Raw genomic sequence first — 17471 nt, forward strand, 5'->3', positions numbered from 1 at the left:
CCGGTCAGGAGCAGGTGTTCAGGGCCGGCCTTCCGAGCCTCACTTCGTGGTGAGAGCGAATTCCTCGGCCAGCCCGTCGATTCCCGCTCGGATCGCCTCGATGGCCGATGCGCGTGCCTTGAGCTTGCTCGCCACATGGGCCTTCAGGTGCAGGGTCGCGGCATATTCGGTTGCCACCGCCTGGGCGCGGGCCAGCACGTCGTCGTGTTCGACGATCTCGTCGAGCCAGCCACCCGCGATCGCGGCGTCCCCGGTGAACGTCGCCGCCACCGACACCGCGCGGAAGAACGCGGCACGGGTCAGCCGCATCCGCATGATCTCGATGGCCGCGATCGGCAACGTCATCCCGATGGCCACCTCGTTGGCCTGGCACCGGCCCTTCGCCGAACCCACCCGATGATCGCCACTGAGAAGCAGGAAGGAGCCCATCGCGATGGCGTGCCCGGTGGCCGCGATCACGATCGGGGCCGGGAAACTCAAGACGCGCACCGACAATTCGAATCCGGCGGTCAGCATGCCCAGCCCGGCAGCGGGATCGCCGGAGGCGAACACACTCAGCTCGAATCCCGCGCTGAGCACTCGCGAATTACCGGCCAGGACGACGGCTTTCACGGTACCGGCGGCGATATCCGACTCGGCCTGGTCCAGTCCGGCGTTGATGGCCGCCAGCATGTCGGGGGACAGGGCATTGACCTTGCCGTCGTCGAGAGCGATCGTCGCGACGGATTCGTTCACCGAGTAACTCACCGGGCTCGTCATAGTTGCGGATGTTACGGAGCGTGGTTGCGAATTTTGATGGCGGGGCTCGAGTGATGCCTGCCCGCGGGCCGGGCCTCCTCGATCCACGGGAAGTCGAGCTCGGTGGTCTCGTCGACCTGGCGGGTCCGCCAGCGGTCCTGGGTCTCGCGCACCGCGCGGTTCATCCGGTCGATCTCGGCCCGGTACACCTCGGGACGCGTCTCCTTGGATGCGTAATGGAAGTAGGTGAGCGTGCTGCGCAGCAGCTCCAACTTCTGCTTCTCCCGTCTGGCCAGGTCGTGGTTGAGCATCAGGTCCAGTCGCTGCACCGGCGGCAAGGTCGCCCAGTCGAGCACCACCTCGGTGTGGAACTCCTGCCGCCTGCCCTTCTCGTTCTTGGTGCGATCGCGGTAGGTGAGGGCGCCCTCGAACCGGGACTGGATCTCCCCGCCGAGTTCCTCGCGGTTGATGGCCGAATCCCAAATAGTTCGCCACTCCTGCCCGGGTGCGAGTTGAGTGAGTTCGCTGGGAAGAGTGAGTTCGGCGATCTCGGGTGGCCCGTCGGCATAGGCTTCCGCGTAGCGGCCCACGGTGAGCGCGGTGGGGAATTCGAACTGCACCTCATGTGCGGCCGTCTTGCCGAAATTGCGTACCACGAGTTCGATGACGTGCCAGTCGGTGGCGTTGGGCTCCATGTACATCACCACGTGCGGCCGCAGTTCAGCGCTTCTGAGCTGCCGGTTCCGGGTGATCACCCGCGCCACGAAGATCAGTGCGAGAACCGCGAGCAACAGCCCGGCCCACGCCGCGATCGTGAGCCAGGTGGCAGACCCCAGGCCGACGAGGTCGGTCCACCGATCATGAAACCACTGCACAGCGCCCCCACCCGTTCGTCCGATTGCGCTCTGGACAGTAGCGCTTCGCTAAGTGTCGCGTAAACCGCGACTCCCGGCATTGCTAGCTGGCGGTGGCGAGTGCCGGGGCGGTCAGGGGGCGCAGCGTGTCGGCCCGGATCAGGCGTTCGGTGCGGGCCGGCCAGTCGGTGTCGGCCCACACGACTTCGGCGGGCAGTCGGCGCCAGTACCTCGGATGGGCGCGCAGGTGCATCTCGACGCTGGCGTGCACCGCCGCGGCGTGCGGCACCCGCCGTACGCCGCGGGCGCGCGGTTCACGCCGGGGGACCGGGAGGGCCGCCGGTTCGGTGCGGATCCGCAATCCGGCGCGGGTGGCTCCGTCGAGGATCCAGTCCAGGACGACGGCGTCACCGACGATGCTGCGGTGCGTTCCGCGAAACCAGACTTCCTCGACACCGTCGACGTGCTGCAGCGGTGGTCCGCCGTCGATGGCCATGGCGTGCCGGCCCTCGACCACCTCGACCGGTCCGGCGGTGCCCGGTGTCCGGGTGGTATCCCACAGGCCGAGGAACCGCACGGGTATGCCGACATCGGGGTGGGAGGTCAGCCCGGCGGCAACGGCGGCGAGGTCCCGCCAGTCCTGGTCGGTGCGCGGTGTACGCGGGACCGCATAGGTGGCGAGCACGTAGTCGATGAGTTCGCCGTCGAGCACGCCGATGGTGCCGAGCAGTCTGCTCAAGGCCTGGGCGCAGGCCGCGCCGCGGCCGGCCCCGAAGGCGAAGATCTGGTCGCCCGGGTGCCAGTGCGTCAGTAGATGCCGATAGCCCTCGGTGATGGCGGCGCGCGCTTCATCGGCGGCGTTGCGGCGGCGCAGCGGGAGGTCGTGAGACCAGATCAGCTGGGTGTCGTCGAGTTGTGCGAGCAGGCCGGTGAGGTCGGTACGACCGGAATGTGCCCCTTGGCCGAAGCACAGCACGATATTTGTCACAGCAACCCCCGACGGATGCAGCACGAGCGAATCCAGCGAATAATCCTGCCCACGCGGCCCGGCTGGCGCCGGTCCGTGGATTCGCCGAAGAATCCAGTCATCTCGACGAAATCCAGCTGAATAAAGCTATCGTGCTACGAAATCAGTCGTCTGTCCATCGTTTGACGGACATGGAAATTCTTGCGGTAAACCTGAACCGCAGCAGCGGGGAATGTTCGGCTAACTCAGCGGCAGTACGGCGCCGGCGCTGGACACGTCGCCGTGCACCTGCAGGGAGCCGGGCACGCTGCCAGGCGGGACATCGAACGCGATGGCGACATCGACGGGTTCGTTGGGGTACACCACGGTCGACGCACCGCCGAGGTAGAAGGTGGCCTCGGTGTCCGGGGTATAGGTCTGGCCGTCCGCGGTGAGCACCTGTTGGTCGGCGACGAACGTCGCCGGCGCCTGACCGGTGTTGGCCAAGGTCAGATGCACCACGATGAATTCACCCGTGGCGGTCTTGGTCAGCTGGTCGTTGTCCGGTGCGACGACGGTCGGGCCGATATCGATGCCGTTCTGGGTGAACGTGACATCACCGTCGACCGCGCTACCCGCCGCGGGTGCCGCGGGCGCGGATTCGGTCGCCGACGGACTTGAGGCCTCGGTGGACGTCTCGGCCGAGGACGAAGTGGTCGGGGTGGACGTCGCCCCCGGCAGGCTCAGCTGGCTGGGCTCGGGCTTGTGGATGACCAGGGCGAACACGAGCACCGCGATCAGCGCGATGAGCAGGACGCCGACGCCGCCGACGTAGCTCTTGAGCAGGTTCGCGTTTCCTGCGGCCGGCGCGGTGGGCCCCGGTGCTGCGGCTGCCGGCTCGGCGAACTGGGCCGCCGCCGGCTCGTCGTAGAACGACGCCGGGGTGTAGGTGGGGACCACCGTGGTAGGCGGTTCGGGCAGCTTCACCACGGTGGTATCCGGCTCGAGCGCGGTGGGCGGCTCAGGGTTCTCGGGTGCTTCCTCGGCCGACTCCGGGGTGTCCGCATCGGATTCCGGCTCAGACGGTGACCCGTCGGGTGTCGGCTGCTCGGGCTGCGGGATGTTCACGACGGCGGTGGGCTGCTCGCTGGCCGCCTGCTCCCAGGACGGCATCTCGACATCGGGCCACGGCGGCAACTCGGACGGCCAGGATGTCGGCTCCTGCGGCGCGGAAGGTTCTGCGGGAGCCGGGGGAACGGGAGGCGCCGGTGGCGCCTGAGCGGGGGTCAGATGCTCGGTCCACGCCGTGCCATCCCAATACCGTTGACCACCCGTGCCGTCAGGGTCGGGATACCAGCCGGCCGGGGTCGGCGGTGTCGTCATCGTAGGACTTCCTCCCCATCATGCGCCGGATGGGCGCTGTGACCCCGCAGGATAGCCGAGCCCGGAATACGCCGCGAGACTTTTGCCTGCGCCCTCGACCTCGTTCAGCCGCCCATCAGCATGCGCCACTGGTCGAGATTGCTCGCCCGGTAGACGTAGTTCGACTGCTTGACCGAAGACAACGATGCATTCGGCTCAGCCGAATACCAGTGTCCGGGAAACACGGTCGGGTCGCCGGGCAACTGGGCAAGTGCCTGCAGGCTGCGGAACATCGCATCGACGTCCCCGCCCGGGAAATCGGTGCGCCCGCACCCCTCCAGGAACAAGGTATCCCCGGCCACCAGTCGCCCGTCGAGCAGGAAGCACTGACTGCCCGGGGTGTGCCCTGGCGTGTGTAGCAGTTCGATCTCGATATCGCCGATCGCCACCTTGTCACCGTGCTGGTGCGGGGTCAGTTCGCTGGGCGCGATACCGGTGACGCGCGAAACCCATTCCGCCTCATGGGCATTGACGTGCACCGGCACGCTGACCCGCTCCAGGAGTTCGGCCACTCCCTTCAGCGTGAACCCCATCATCGTGCCGCCGACGTGGTCGGGGTGGTGATGGGACACCAGCACGCCCGACAGGTGCATGCCGTCCGCTTCCAGGGTGTCCACCAGGTCGCCTGCGGCGTACGCGGGGTCGACGACCACGGTGTCGCCGGTCTCGCGGTCGCCGATCAGGTAGGCGAAGTTGCGCATCTGTTCGGCGATCGGATCGCCTGCGGCGAAATCGCGGCCGGACAACAGCTGACGGAAGTACAGGCGGTCTTCGGACATGGGGACAGAGTAGGACGGCGCCCCGTGACAGAGATAACCGCAGGTCCAAAAACCGCATGTCATGGGGTGTTTAACCGCACAAGCGGAAATGTCGCATCTCAGATGCGTAATTACTAGCGTCGGACGCATGCACCTCACCCGGTTCACCGACCTCGGACTGCGGACGATGATGCTGCTCGCCGCCGCGGAGACCGACGGCCGGCGAATCACCACCCGCACCATCGCGAACGGCGCCGACGCGTCGGAGAACCACATCGCCAAAGCCGTCTCGCGGCTCGTCGAGCTCGGCATGGTCAACGCCCGGCGCGGCCGCGTTGGTGGACTCGAACTCGCCGAGGCCGGCCGACACGCATCGCTGGGCTGGCTGGTCCGCCGCCTGGAGGGCGACGCCGAGGTGATCGACTGCGCCGGCGGCGCCCACCCCTGCCCGCTGATCCCCGCGTGCCGGCTGCGTCGAGTGCTCGCGGAGGCCAAAGAAGCCTTCTACCGCCAGCTCGACGGCTACACCATCGACGACCTGTCGGGCAGCACCCTGCTGCCCCTCGTTTCCCTTCCCTTGACCCACCCAGAAAGGACACCACGATGACCATCACCACCGAGAGCACTGAACTGGACCCGGTTCACGCCGAGATCGTGACCGCCACGTTGCCGTTGATCGGCGCCAATATCGACACCATCACCCAGGCGTTCTACCGCCGGTTGTTCGACAACCACCCGCAGCTGCTGCGCAACCTGTTCAACCGCGGTAACCAAGCCCAGGGCGCGCAGCAGCGCGCGCTGGCGGCGTCGATCGCGACCTTCGCCACGCACCTTGTCGACCCTGCGCTGCCGCATCCAGTGGAGCTGCTGTCGCGGATCGGGCACAAGCACGCCTCGCTGGGCATCGTCGCCGAGCAGTACCCGGTGGTGCACGACAACCTGTTCGCGGCGATCGTGGAGGTGCTCGGCGCGGACACCGTCACCGCCGAGGTCGCGGCCGCCTGGGACCAGGTCTTCTGGATCATGGCCAACGCGCTGATCGACCTGGAGCGCTCGCTGTACGCCCAAGCCGGTGTGCGCGACGGAGACGTGTACCGGCGGGCTCAGGTGCTGGCCCGGGTGGACGATCCGTCCGGCGCGGTCCAGGTGACCGTCGCCCCGCTGACGGCCGGTGCGCTGCCGAGCACGGCGGGCCAGTACGTGTCCGTCGGTGTGACCCTTCCCGACGGCGCGCGCCAGCTGCGCCAGTACAGCCTGATCGACGCGGGCGAGCACGGGGAGCTCACGTTCGCGGTCAAGCCCACCGGTGAGGTGTCGACATGGATCCGGGACAACCTGCGCGTGGGCGACCTGCTCGACGTCACCGTGCCGTTCGGCGACCTGCCGCGCCCCGCTCCCGGTGCGCCGCTGGTGTTGATCTCGGCGGGCATCGGCATCACTCCGATGATCAGCATCCTGGAAGCGCTGGACCCGGCCACGCGTGTGGTCGTCCTGCACGCCGACCGCAGCGCCCAGACCCACCCGCTGCGGGAACGGCAACGTGAGCTGGTGGCCGCGTTGCCCGATGTCACCCTGGACATCTGGTACGAGGACGCCACCGAAGGCGCGCATCAGGGCTTCCTGAACCTCGACGAGGTGGAGCTGCCCGCCGGCGCCGAGGTCTACCTGTGTGGCGCCGACGGCTTCGTCCGGGCGGTGCGCGACCAGCTGGCCGCGCGCGGCGTCGAACGGGTGCACTGCGAGCTGTTCAGCCCCAACGACTGGCTGCTGTAACCGCGCCGGCTGGTCAACGCCGATTTCTGCACCGGGGTCGCTGCGCCCGTACACTCGCGACCCTGGTGTGGAAAACAGCGTCGAACGGGCCAGTCGACCCCGATACGCTGCCGTTTTGGCAGGAGAAACGCCGGGAATGTACCCTCTTTAAGGCCCTCGGGCTGATGTAGTGCCAAAGAAGTGCAAGGCCCCCTTAGCTCAGTCGGTAGAGCGTTTCCATGGTAAGGAAAAGGTCAACGGTTCGATTCCGTTAGGGGGCTCGGTGGACGCCAGGCGGATCGCCGCCTTCGTCTATTCGGGGCGGTGTAGCTCAGCTGGTTAGAGCGCACGACTCATAATCGTGAGGTCGGGAGATCGAGCCTCCCCACCGCTACAGGGAAACAACGAGAGGCAATGACGTGGCGTCGAGTACCGACGTACGGCCCAAGATCACCTTGGCCTGCGAGGTGTGCAAGCACCGTAACTACATCACGAAGAAGAACCGGCGCAACGACCCGGACCGGCTGGAGCTGAAGAAGTTCTGCCCCAACTGTGGCGCGCACCAGCCGCATAAAGAGTCGCGCTAACTCTTCGTCGTGGCTCTGTCGTCGAACATCGTCGGGATGCACTATCGGTACCCCGACGTGTACGAGGTTGGCCGGGAGAAGATCCGCGAGCACGCCGTCGCCGTCAAGAACGACGATGCGTACTTCCACGATGAAGCTGTCGCCGCCGACCTCGGGCATGACTCACTGCCGGCGCCGCTGACCTTCATCTGCATCTTCGGCTACCAGGCGCAGTATGCGTTTTTCGATCATGCGAACATCAGCGTCAAAGATGCACAGATCGTGCAGGTCGACCAGCAATTGAAGTTCATGGCGCCGATCCGGGCGGGCGACAGGCTGTACTGCGATGTCTACGTAGATTCGGTTCGACAGGCACACGGCACGGACATCATCGTCACCAAGAACGTGATCAGTAATGACAAGGGTGACGTTGTCCAGGAGGCCTACACGACCCTTGCCGGTCGTGCAGGAGACGGAGAAGAGGGTTTTTCTGATGGCGCTGCGTGAGTTCAGTTCGGTCAACGTGGGTGACACCCTTCCGGAGAAGGTCATCCCGCTGACCCGACAGGACCTGGTGAACTACGCCGGTGTGTCCGGCGACCTGAACCCCATCCACTGGGACGATGAGATCGCCAAGCAGGTCGGCCTCGACACCGCGATTGCGCACGGCATGCTGACCATGGGCCTCGGCGGCGGTTATGTCACGTCCTGGGTCGGCGACCCGGCCGCCGTGACCGAGTACAACGTCCGGTTCACCGCGGTCGTCCCCGTGCCCAACGACGGTGTGGGCGCCGAGATCGTCTTCAACGGCCGGGTGAAATCGGTGGAACCCGAATCGAAGTCGGTGACGATCGCCCTCTCGGCGACCACCGGGGGAAAGAAGATCTTCGGCCGCGCCATCGCCATCGCGAAGCTGGCCTGAGCCATGGCCATCAAGGCTGACATCCTGGGGATGGTCTACAAGTACCCCGAGGTCTTCGTGGTGGGCCGTGAGCAGGTCAAGCAGTTCGCGCGGGCGGTGAAATCCGACGATCCGGCTTCGCAGGACGAGGCGGCCGCCGCCGAGCTGGGCCACGACACGCTGGTCGCAGGCCCGACGTTCCCGTCGATTCTCGCGCTGCTGGTGCAGCAGGACTTCTTCCGTAACGTGGATGTCGGCATGGAAACCATGCAGATCATCCAGGTGGATCAGCGGTTCGTGTATCACCGGCCGATCAAGGTGGGCGACCGGTTGCACGCTCATCTGGAGATCAAGTCGGTCGATGAGCGGTTCGGCGCCGATATCGTCGTGACCCGCAACATCCTCGCCGACGACGACGGCGTGATCATCATGGAGGCGTTCACCACCCTGATGGGCCACGAAGGCGACAATTCGGTGTCGGTGCAGTACGACCGCGAAACCGGTCAGGTGCGGCGCTCGGCGGTCATCGAGAGCTAGTCTCGGTGATGAGGGAGCAGCGACAAGGCGATTAGTAACTGAGACTTGGGCCGATGTACACTCGGTCCTCGGGGTTTTCCCACATCAGCGCGCTGTCCGTCGGTTCGGAAATCGGCCGGTCGGGGAGCGCGCGAGTTGTGTGAGGGCCGCCACGAAGGGGCGTAGCTCAACTGGCAGAGCAGCGGTCTCCAAAACCGCAGGTTGCAGGTTCAAGTCCTGTCGCCCCTGCTCAACTGAATACTCGACGAGTGTGGACACTGCGAAGGTGACCACCCGAACCAGATGAAAGGCGTGCGGTGAGCGACGAGCGCGACAGTGCCGGCTCCGAAGGCACCGAAGCAACGGGCACCGAGGACGCGGCCGGCCAGACGGCCGTCGTGACCCGCCCGCTGCGCCCGACCGGTAAGCGGACGCGGCGTGCCGCGGTGGCCCCGGTTGAGGACGATGAGGTGTCCGATACCGACACCGAGTCCGCCGACGGCACCGAGGGCGCCGAACCGACTGCCAAGAGCACGAAGACCAAGGCGGCGAAGCCGGCCAAGAAGAAGAGCGACGCCAAGCGGGTCAACCCGTTCGCCTTCGTGTGGAACTACCTCAAGCAGGTCGTTGCCGAACTGCGCAAGGTCATCTGGCCGAACCGCAAGCAGATGGTCAGCTACACCACGGTGGTCCTGGTGTTCCTGGCATTCATGGTCGCGCTGATCGGCGGGGTCGACGTCGGGCTGGCGAAGCTCGTGTCGATCGTGTTCGGCTGACCGGAAGAACTGAGAGAGGACTGACAACCGTGACTAGCTTCGACGGCGACGAACAGCTCGACGCCGAGACGCCTTCGGGTGATGCCGTCGACGTGCTCGACGAGACTCTGGAGACCGCCGAGGGCGCCGAAGAAGGCGCTGAAGAATCCGAGACTGCCGAAACTGCGGAAACCGAGGCTCCTGTCGTTGAGGAGGCCGCCGAGGACGAGGACGTCGATCCGGCGACCGCGCTCAAGAAGGAGCTGCGCCTCAAGCCGGGTGACTGGTACGTCATCCACAGCTACGCCGGTTACGAGAACAAGGTGAAGGCCAACCTCGAGACCCGCGTGCAGAACCTGGACGTCGGCGACTACATCTTCCAGGTCGAGGTGCCCACCGAAGAGGTCACCGAGATCAAGAACGGCCAGCGTAAGCAGGTCAACCGCAAGGTGCTGCCCGGCTACATCCTGGTGCGCATGGAACTGAACGACGAGTCGTGGGGCGCGGTGCGCAACACCCCGGGCGTCACCGGGTTCGTCGGTGCGACCTCGCGCCCGTCACCGCTGTCGCTCAACGACGTGGTCAAGTTCCTGCTGCCGCAGGGGGCGGCCAAGAAGGCTGCCGCGAAGAGCTCCTCCGCGGCATCGGCGGCCTCGTCTGAAGCCACGTTGGAACGGCCCGAGATCCTCGTCGATTTCGAGGTCGGCGAGTCCGTCACCGTCATGGACGGCCCGTTCGCGACGCTGCCGGCCTCGATCAGCGAGGTCAACGCCGAGCAGCAGAAGCTCAAGGTGCTGGTGTCGATCTTCGGCCGCGAGACACCTGTCGAGCTGACGTTCACCCAGGTCGCCAAGATTTAGTGGCTCAGTTTTCAACAACACAGGGCAACCCACGCCCTTCCAGGAAGAAACAGTAAGGAACACCGAACAACATGGCCCCGAAGAAAAAGGTCGCCGGGCTCATCAAGCTCCAGATCCAGGCCGGGCAGGCCAACCCTGCTCCGCCGGTCGGTCCGGCGCTCGGTCAGCATGGCGTCAACATCATGGAGTTCTGCAAGGCGTACAACGCCGCGACCGAGTCGCAGCGCGGCAACGTCATCCCCGTGGAGATCACCGTCTACGAGGATCGCAGCTTCACCTTCGCCCTGAAGACCCCGCCCGCCGCTCGGCTGCTGCTCAAGGCTGCCGGTGTGCCGAAGGGTTCCGGCGAACCGCACAAGACCAAGGTCGCCAAGGTCACTTGGGATCAGGTGCGTGAGATCGCCGAGACCAAGAAGGAAGATCTCAACGCCAACGACATCGACGCTGCCGCGAAGATCATCGCCGGCACTGCCCGCTCCATGGGTATCACTGTCGAATAAGCACGAAAGTCTCGAATAAGCACGGAAGTCGTGGGAGGGCCCGCTCCGGCCCGACAACCACAACTCCAACAACACGATTGGAATCACAATGAGCAAGAACAGCAAGGCATATCGCGAAGCCGCCGAGAAGGTGGATCGCACCAACCTCTACACCCCGCTGCAGGCCGCGCGTCTGGCCAAGGAGACCTCGTCCAAGAAGCAGGATGCGACCGTCGAGGTCGCCATCCGCCTGGGTGTCGATCCCCGCAAGGCCGACCAGATGGTCCGTGGCACCGTGAACCTTCCGCACGGCACCGGTAAGACCGCCCGTGTCGCGGTGTTCGCCGTGGGTGAGAAGGCCGAGCAGGCCCTGGCCGCCGGCGCGGACGTGGTGGGTAGCGATGACCTGATCGAGAAGATCCAGGGTGGGTTCCTGGATTTCGACGCCGCGATCGCCACGCCCGATCAGATGGCCAAGGTCGGTCGGATCGCCCGCGTGCTGGGCCCGCGCGGCCTGATGCCGAACCCCAAGACCGGCACCGTGACCGCTGATGTCACCAAGGCCGTCAACGACATCAAGGGCGGCAAGATCAACTTCCGTGTCGACAAGCAGGCCAACCTGCACTTCGTGATCGGCAAGGCGTCCTTCGACGAGACCAAGCTGGCGGAGAACTACGGTGCGGCGCTCGACGAGGTGCTGCGCGCCAAGCCGTCGTCCTCCAAGGGTCGCTACCTGAAGAAGATCACCGTCTCCACCACGACCGGCCCCGGCATCCCGGTGGACCCGGCCGTGACCCGGAACTTCACGGAGGAGCAGGTCTAAAAGCCTGTCCTTACACGTCACCGAGTGGCCGGTCATCGCGAGATGACCGGCCACTCGGCATTTCGGCGTCAGCCCCCACACTCGGCGAGGCGCCGGCGCAGGAAATCCTGCGCCGGATCGGATGCACTGCGGTCCAAGGCGATTCGGTACCAGTGGGCTGCCTCGGTCAGCCGGTCGGACCGCCGGAGCAGGTCGGCCCGGATGGAGGCGACGACACTCGAGCGCGCCAGTCGCGGATCATCGGCCACCCGGTCCAGCGCCGCCAGCCCGACGGCGAAACCGTCCCGAAAGCCCAGTGCCAGCGCGTGATTGGCCCGGGCCATCGGTGAATCGGCGACAGCGATGAGCCGATCGTAGGCTGCGCAGATCGTCGGCCAGTCGGTGGCCGCCCAGTTCGGGGCCGTGGCATGGACGGCCGCGATCACCGCTTGCGGCAGGTAAGGTCCCTGCGCGCCGCTCGCCCGGGTCAGCCGGTCCAGGCCGCGCGCCATCCGGGTTCGGTCCCAGCGGCTGCGGTCCTGCTCCTCGAGCGGCAATAGGGCGCCGCCGGCATCGACCCGGGTGGCCCGCCGCGAGTCGTGCAGCAGGGTCAGGGCCGCCAGGGCATGGGCATCCGCGACCGTGGGCATCAAGGCGCACAGTTCGCCGGCCAGTCGGACCCCCTCGTCGCAGAGGTCGTCGCGGATGGCCGAGGGGCCGCCGGTCGACCAGTAGCCCTCGGTGAACACCGAGTACACGCAGGCCAGCACGTGCGGTGTCCGTTCGCCGAGTAACTCGGCCGGCGGGACCCGCAGCGGGATGTTGGCGTGCCGGATCTTGTTCTTGGCACGGGTGATCCGTTGCCCGACGGCGGCTTCGGACTGCATGAGTGCTCGGGCGATCTCTGGCACCGTCAGCCCGGAGATCAGGCGCAAGGTCAGCGCCAGCTGTGACGGCCGGTCCAGGGCGGGGTGTGCGCAGGTGAACATCATCCGCAGCTCGTCATCGCGCACCGGGTGCACCGGCCGGTCATCGGTTGGGATTGGCATCGCCGCGAGTTCCTTTCCGGGGCGCGATGATTCGCGCCGTATCCGGTCCAGCGCGCGATTGCGTGCGACCGTCATGAGCCAGCCGCCCGGGTTGTCCGGGGGTCCGTCGGCCCAGGCGCGCAGCGCTTCGGTGAAGGCCTCCTGGACGGCGTCCTCTGCCAGGGTGAGGTCACCGCACCAGCGCGCCAGTGTCGCGACCGCCGGACCCCATTCGCGACGGAAGACGCCGTCCAGGTTGGTCATTGCGCGGCTCTTTACAGGCCGGCGATCCCGGCGAGCTGGCGCACCGCGACGGAGCCGGCGGGAATCATCGAGGCGAGCTTGACCGCCTCGTCCCGGTCGGCGGCGCGAAGCAGGTAGAAGCCGTTGGCCACCTCCGCGCCCTCGACGTAGGGCCCGTCGGTCAACACCGTCTGGCCGTCCCGAACCCGTACCGTCGTGGCGGTGGCCGGCGGGTGCAACGGTGCTCCGCCCAGGATGTGGTCACCGATGCTCTGATGGACCTCGACGTGCTGGGCCACCCTGGCTTCGAACTCGGGTGAACCGGGGACGTTCACCTCGTCGGGTGACTCCAGCAGCAGCGCAAGCCAATCCGCGCCGACAGGCTGGCTGGGGGCATTCCAGTGCACCATCGGCCACACCTCGATGGCACCGTACTGCGCCGCGGGGATCTGGCGCGCCAGCTCCAGCGCGTCATCGAGATTATCGGCCTCGAACACGTAGTAGCCGCCGGCCACCTCGGCGCCTTCGGCGAACGGGCCGTCGGTCACCACCGGCTCACCCGGCCAGCCGGTGATCAGCTTGCCGTCGCCCGCAGCGGCCAGCGCGTCGCCGCCCCGGATCGCCGACGCGGCCTTGGCATGGAATTCGTGATAGGCCGCCATCTCGGCGGCGCCCTCGGCGGGGTTCAGATCGCGCTCGGGGGTCAGCAGCAGTGCGAAATAGAACATGGTCGTTCCTCCGGTAGGGGCGGGACCCTAGCGTCCCACTCTCTACCTGTACGACGAACGACTACGACCCGATCCGACAGGATCAGCCGGCGAAATTCGATTTGAGTTCGCCGACGATGTCATCCCACAGGGCTTCCGGCAGATCGTGGGCCATTCCGTCGAACAGGACCAGTCGTGCACCCGGGATGGCACGGGCGATCGCCCGGCCGCCCGACGGGCGCATGAGTTTGTCGGCTTTGCCGTGGATGACCACGGTCGGCACGGTGACCTGCCGGTTGTAGTGGCGCAGGCTGCCGCTGCCCATGATGGCGGCGAACTGCCTGCCCACCCCGGCCGGATAGTAGGACCGGTCGTAACTCTCGATGGCGTCGGCGCGGGCCTTGTCCCTCGGCGTCGGGAAGCCGGGGCTGCCGATGATCTCGGTCAGCCGGATCGTGTTCTCGATGACGGCTTCCCGGGAGGAGTCCGTGGGCTTCTGCAGCAGCGCCAGCAGCTGTTTCGGCCCGGGCGGCGGGAGCAGGGCTTGGTTGTTGCTGGAGAAGATGACCCCGAGGCTGCGCGTGCGGTGGCTGTGCCGGGCGGCGAAGACCTGGGCGATCATGCCGCCCATCGAGGCACCCACGATATGGGCACGCTCGATGCCGAGATGATCCAGCAGCGCGTTCGCGTCATCGGCCATATCCTCCAGGACGTAGCCGGCCGGGCTCTTCAGGCCGAGGAGCGACCGCGCCATCCGGGTCGGCAGCGGCGCGCCGCTGCGGGCGTGGGGCAGCTTGGTGGACAGTCCGATATCGCGGTTGTCGAATCGGATCACCCGTAGTCCCTGGTCGACGAGCTTCTCGCAGAATCCCTTGCGCCACAACAGGAGCTGTGCGCCCAGGCCCATGATCAGCAGGACTGCCGGATCATCGGGATTGCCCATGTCCTCGTAGACGATCTCGATGTCGCCGTGGGTCGCGGTCCCGGTGCGGACGCTCATTCGTTGCCCTCTTCTTTGTCGCCTTCTTTGTGTTCCCGGCTGATCTCCACCATGAAGTTCGCGAAGTAGCCGGTGAACTGCGGATCGCTCATCATCTGCCACTTCGGCGCCAGCAGCTTCATGTACCGCTCGACGTAGAGGAACTGCTTGCCGATCAAGACCAGCTCGCGCGGCAGCTTGACGTCGTACGCGTCGGCGAGGGTGGAGAGTTGTTTCCCGATATCGGCGTAACTCATCTCGCCGAGTGAGGACATGGTCAACGGCGTGGCGAACTTCTCCAGATCCTTGGCCGCCTGGGCCTCGGGTTTGACGGTGCCCACCGCACCCATCAGCACGACGATCTTTCCGGCCGCGGCATGGTCCTTCTTCACCACCAGGGCGTAGACCAGTTCGCGCAACAGCCAGCGGGTGCGGGGGTCGATGCGGCCCATGATGCCGAAGTCGAAGAAGACGATCTTGCCGTCGTCGTCGACGTAGAGATTGCCCGCGTGCAGATCACCGTGGAACAGGCCGTGGCGCAGCCCGCCCTCGAACACGCTGAACAACAGGGCCTTCACCAGCGTCTCGCCGTCGAACCCTTTTTTGCGGATGGTCGCCACGTCATCGATGCGGGTGCCCTGGATGCGTTCCATGGTGAGCACACGTTCGCTGGTCAGGTCCCAGTAGACCTGCGCCACCCGGATGTTCTCACCGAGCGGGGAGGCGTGCATATGCGCCACCCACGCGTCCATGGACTGCGCCTCCAGGCGGAAATCCAGCTCCTCGGCCAGATTGTCGGAGAAGTCGGCGACCACATCCTGGGCGGACAGCCGCCGGCCCAGCTTGGCGAGCTCGACGACCTGCGCGCCGCGCTTGAGGATCTGCAGATCGGCGGCCACCCGGCGGCGGATGCCCGGGCGTTGGATCTTGACCACGACCTCCTCGCCGGTGTGCAGTGTGGCGTAGTGCACCTGCGCGATCGAGGCGGATGCGAAGGGGACCTCATCGAAGGACTTGAACAGGTTCTGCGGGGTGTCGCCCAGGTCTTCGACGAACAGCTTGTGCACCTGGTCCTTGTCGGCCGGCGGCACCCGGTCCAGCAGTCCGCGGAACTCCCGGGACAGCGGCTCGCCGAACGCGCCGGGGCTGGACGCGATGATCTGGCCGAATTTGACGTAGGTGGGTCCCAGGTCGGCGAACGTCTGGGGAATCTGCTTGAGGACCTTCTGCTGCAGACTGCCCTTGGTGAGGAGGTTGGCGACGACGCGGGCGCCGGTGCGGGTGACCTGCCAGCCGGTGGCCCCGATCCGGGCGGCCTCAACCGGCAGGGGCACCCGATCGAGCCTGGCGACCTCGCGGTGCTTGGGTCTCGTTGGCTGAGTGCTCATCCCTGCAGTGTCTCAAAACCGCCGGTAACGCCAAAAACTTGAGTGGTGTGCGTCACAGAGAGCTGGCGGCGAAACTGCGCTCGATATCGGCGCGGCTGACCTGCGGATCGGTCCCCGGGACATAGCTGGGCTCGGTGTGCGGCACGGTGGTGCCGTTCTTGACGCGCTGCTGCGCCTCCCTGAATTCGCGTGCCGGGCCGGCGGCGGTGTGCAGGCCGTTGATCGCAGACCACACGATGGCCCGCCGGGCGGCCCGCTCGATCGGGTTGGGGTCGGTGTGACCGATCAGCTGCTTGGCCCATCTGGGCATGGTGTCGCGGATCGCCCAGTCGATGGCGCTCTGCGGCATCGGCAGGTTGGGGCCGGTGGCCATGGCTGCGCCGTGGGTCAGCGCCAGGCGGGGCAGGTAGGAGTGCAGACAGTCCAGCGTCTCGGCCTTGGTGGTGGGCAGGTCGGTGCCGCCCAGCGCGTGGCCGACCCGGATGAACTCGCCGTAGTAGCGGTCGAGTTTCTTGCCGCGCAACGGATTCGGGTGGTACAGCTCATGGGCCGTGGCGATGCCCCACACGACGGTGGCGTAGTTCCAGCGCAGCCACTGCGGGTCGTCGGCGTCATAGGCGGCGCCGTCGGGCCGGGTGCCCTTGATGGTGTGGTGCATGGCGCGCACGGTGCGGGCCACCCGTTCGGCGGACTCGGTGTTGCCGTAGGCCGTCCCGATGAAGAAGGCGATCGAGTGCCCGAGCCGGACCGCGGCGCCCTTGGGGTCCACCGCGGGGATGGCATTGCCCTGGTCGTCCCGCTTGACCAGTCGTGAGTGGTGCATGCCCATCCAGTAGATCGACGGGTCCAGGCGTTCGATGTAGGCCGCGCACTGCAGGCCGAAGATCAGGGCCTCGGTGTGCGAGTGCACGTGCCACACCGCGCTGCCCGGGCCGAACCAGCCCGGATCGCCCGCGGGTTCGGCGAACTCCAGGCCGCGGAAGTAGTGCTTGCGGATGTCCTGATCGAACTTGCGTTGCAACAACCGCTCGACGTGCTGGTGCGGCAGATCCATGCCCACATCCCTTCTGGTCACGATTGTGACCAGAATACATTTTGGTCACAGCCGTAGCCAGAACTAATCTGGACCGATGTCGACCCCAACCCGGTGGGCGGGTGTCCCGCTGACCGACCGGCGCGCCGAGCGGCGCGGACTCCTGGTCGACGCCGCCTATGCGTTGTTCGGCGACGGTGGCGAGGCGGCCCTGTCGGTGCGTTCGGTGTGCCGGGCCGCCGGGCTGAACTCCCGGTACTTCTACGAGAGCTTCGCCGACACCGACGAGCTGCTCGGCGCGGTGTACGACAAGGTGAGTGCCGAACTCGCCAAGACGGTGGACGCGGCGATGGCATCGGCCGCCGACGCGCTGCGCGCCCGCACCAGGGCGGGTATGGCGGCGGTGCTGGACTTCGGTTCGGCGGACCCGCGCCGGGGCCGGGTGCTGTTCACCGATGCCCGGTCCAATCCCGTGCTGATCGCGCGCCGGGCCGCCACCCAGGATCTGCTGCTGGCCGCCGTGCTCGCCGAGGTGCAGCCGGGCGCCGACCCGGTGGTCGCGCGGGTCGGCGCGGCGATGTACACCGGCGCGATGGCGGAGTTGGCCCAGCAGTGGCTTGCGGGCGCGTTGGGTACGGACCTGGATGCGGTGGTCGACGCGGCGCTCGGGCTCGTGCTCGGCCGAGATTGACGAAAAGGTCGTTCCCGGTGCGGTGACAGCGACCATGTCGTCGATCTCGACGG

21 protein-coding genes and 3 tRNA genes are annotated in these 17471 nt (G+C 66.8%); 14 read left to right on the plus strand and 10 right to left on the minus strand.

Going from position 1 to position 17471, the window contains the following annotated elements:
- Positions 1-39: 39 nt before the first annotated feature.
- The 5 genes from FHU31_RS06205 to FHU31_RS06225 form a co-directional block, all read right to left on the minus strand.
- Entirely contained in the window at positions 40-759 is a 720-nt protein-coding gene (locus tag FHU31_RS06205; RefSeq protein ID WP_167156776.1) for a crotonase/enoyl-CoA hydratase family protein, read from the minus strand.
- Between the two features lie 11 nt (positions 760-770).
- Positions 771-1613 (minus strand): DUF8453 domain-containing protein, encoded by an 843-nt coding sequence (locus tag FHU31_RS06210; RefSeq protein ID WP_167156778.1) that lies wholly within the window; start codon positions 1611-1613, stop codon positions 771-773.
- A gap of 82 nt (positions 1614-1695) precedes the next feature.
- On the minus strand, positions 1696-2580 hold the full coding sequence (locus FHU31_RS06215) for a phospholipase effector Tle1 domain-containing protein (RefSeq protein ID WP_167156780.1): 885 nt from the start codon (positions 2578-2580) through the stop codon (positions 1696-1698).
- 219 nt (positions 2581-2799) lie between these two features.
- Positions 2800-3921, minus strand: a complete 1122-nt coding sequence (locus FHU31_RS06220) for a DUF2510 domain-containing protein (protein ID WP_167156782.1) — start codon at positions 3919-3921, stop codon at positions 2800-2802.
- A 104-nt stretch (positions 3922-4025) separates the two neighbouring features.
- Positions 4026-4739: an MBL fold metallo-hydrolase gene (locus tag FHU31_RS06225; protein ID WP_167156784.1), complete on the minus strand. Its 714-nt coding sequence runs from the start codon at positions 4737-4739 to the stop codon at positions 4026-4028.
- Positions 4740-4866: 127 nt separating this feature from the next.
- On the opposite strand from FHU31_RS06225, the gene FHU31_RS06230 reads away from it, so the two are divergent.
- The 13 genes from FHU31_RS06230 to rplA all read left to right on the plus strand — a co-directional run bounded on the left by FHU31_RS06230 (position 4867) and on the right by rplA (position 11370).
- The gene (locus FHU31_RS06230; protein ID WP_167156786.1) at positions 4867-5325 is read left to right on the plus strand and encodes an RrF2 family transcriptional regulator; all 459 of its coding nucleotides are present in this window, start codon (positions 4867-4869) and stop codon (positions 5323-5325) included.
- Positions 5322-6491, plus strand: a complete 1170-nt coding sequence (locus FHU31_RS06235) for a globin domain-containing protein (RefSeq protein WP_167156788.1) — start codon at positions 5322-5324, stop codon at positions 6489-6491. Before FHU31_RS06230 ends, FHU31_RS06235 begins: the two co-directional genes overlap by 4 nt.
- A 187-nt stretch (positions 6492-6678) precedes the next feature.
- Positions 6679-6751: transfer RNA gene (locus tag FHU31_RS06240), tRNA-Thr, on the plus strand.
- A gap of 39 nt (positions 6752-6790) precedes the next feature.
- Positions 6791-6864: transfer RNA gene (locus tag FHU31_RS06245), tRNA-Met, on the plus strand.
- A 25-nt stretch (positions 6865-6889) separates the two neighbouring features.
- Positions 6890-7057 carry a 50S ribosomal protein L33 gene (gene rpmG / locus FHU31_RS06250; protein ID WP_090360058.1) on the plus strand — a complete coding sequence of 56 codons (168 nt, stop codon included), beginning with the start codon at positions 6890-6892 and terminating at the stop codon, positions 7055-7057.
- Positions 7058-7066: 9 nt separating this feature from the next.
- Entirely contained in the window at positions 7067-7543 is a 477-nt protein-coding gene (gene hadA / locus FHU31_RS06255) for a (3R)-hydroxyacyl-ACP dehydratase subunit HadA (protein WP_167156790.1), read from the plus strand.
- The gene (gene hadB / locus FHU31_RS06260; RefSeq protein ID WP_090360053.1) at positions 7530-7958 is read left to right on the plus strand and encodes a (3R)-hydroxyacyl-ACP dehydratase subunit HadB; all 429 of its coding nucleotides are present in this window, start codon (positions 7530-7532) and stop codon (positions 7956-7958) included. The genes hadA and hadB overlap by 14 nt, the downstream gene beginning before the upstream one ends.
- 3 nt (positions 7959-7961) lie before the next feature.
- Positions 7962-8474: a (3R)-hydroxyacyl-ACP dehydratase subunit HadC gene (hadC, locus tag FHU31_RS06265; RefSeq protein WP_167156792.1), complete on the plus strand. Its 513-nt coding sequence runs from the start codon at positions 7962-7964 to the stop codon at positions 8472-8474.
- A 155-nt stretch (positions 8475-8629) separates the two neighbouring features.
- Positions 8630-8702 (plus strand) — tRNA-Trp (locus tag FHU31_RS06270).
- Positions 8703-8770: 68 nt separating this feature from the next.
- Positions 8771-9229 (plus strand): preprotein translocase subunit SecE, encoded by a 459-nt coding sequence (secE, locus tag FHU31_RS06275; protein WP_090360048.1) that lies wholly within the window; start codon positions 8771-8773, stop codon positions 9227-9229.
- Between the two features lie 29 nt (positions 9230-9258).
- The gene (gene nusG, locus FHU31_RS06280; RefSeq protein ID WP_167156794.1) at positions 9259-10068 is read left to right on the plus strand and encodes a transcription termination/antitermination protein NusG; all 810 of its coding nucleotides are present in this window, start codon (positions 9259-9261) and stop codon (positions 10066-10068) included.
- Between the two features lie 71 nt (positions 10069-10139).
- A complete protein-coding gene (gene rplK / locus FHU31_RS06285) occupies positions 10140-10568 on the plus strand; it encodes a 50S ribosomal protein L11 (RefSeq protein WP_167156796.1) in 429 nt (142 codons plus the stop codon).
- Between the two features lie 88 nt (positions 10569-10656).
- Complete coding sequence (gene rplA, locus FHU31_RS06290; RefSeq protein ID WP_090360043.1) at positions 10657-11370, plus strand: 50S ribosomal protein L1; 714 nt, start codon at positions 10657-10659, stop codon at positions 11368-11370.
- Positions 11371-11438: 68 nt separating this feature from the next.
- Here the strand turns inward: rplA and FHU31_RS06295 are convergent, their stop codons facing one another.
- The 5 genes from FHU31_RS06295 to FHU31_RS06315 all read right to left on the minus strand — a co-directional run bounded on the left by FHU31_RS06295 (position 11439) and on the right by FHU31_RS06315 (position 16748).
- Entirely contained in the window at positions 11439-12641 is a 1203-nt protein-coding gene (locus FHU31_RS06295) for an RNA polymerase sigma factor (protein ID WP_167156798.1), read from the minus strand.
- A gap of 11 nt (positions 12642-12652) precedes the next feature.
- Positions 12653-13348 carry a YciI family protein gene (locus FHU31_RS06300; protein WP_167156800.1) on the minus strand — a complete coding sequence of 232 codons (696 nt, stop codon included), beginning with the start codon at positions 13346-13348 and terminating at the stop codon, positions 12653-12655.
- A gap of 82 nt (positions 13349-13430) precedes the next feature.
- Positions 13431-14327, minus strand: coding sequence for an alpha/beta fold hydrolase (locus FHU31_RS06305; RefSeq protein WP_167156802.1), 897 nt, complete (start codon positions 14325-14327; stop codon positions 13431-13433).
- Positions 14324-15694, minus strand: coding sequence for an ABC1 kinase family protein (locus tag FHU31_RS06310; protein ID WP_167156804.1), 1371 nt, complete (start codon positions 15692-15694; stop codon positions 14324-14326). The genes FHU31_RS06305 and FHU31_RS06310 overlap by 4 nt, the downstream gene beginning before the upstream one ends.
- A gap of 52 nt (positions 15695-15746) precedes the next feature.
- Positions 15747-16748, minus strand: a complete 1002-nt coding sequence (locus FHU31_RS06315) for an oxygenase MpaB family protein (protein WP_167156806.1) — start codon at positions 16746-16748, stop codon at positions 15747-15749.
- Between the two features lie 76 nt (positions 16749-16824).
- Between FHU31_RS06315 and FHU31_RS06320 the strand changes: the two genes are divergently transcribed.
- Positions 16825-17418, plus strand: coding sequence for a TetR/AcrR family transcriptional regulator (locus FHU31_RS06320; RefSeq protein ID WP_167156808.1), 594 nt, complete (start codon positions 16825-16827; stop codon positions 17416-17418).
- The last annotated feature ends 53 nt before the right edge of the window (positions 17419-17471 follow it).

The organism is Mycolicibacterium fluoranthenivorans, from assembly GCF_011758805.1.
In the GTDB taxonomy this organism is placed as follows: Bacteria; Actinomycetota; Actinomycetes; order Mycobacteriales; family Mycobacteriaceae; genus Mycobacterium; species Mycobacterium fluoranthenivorans.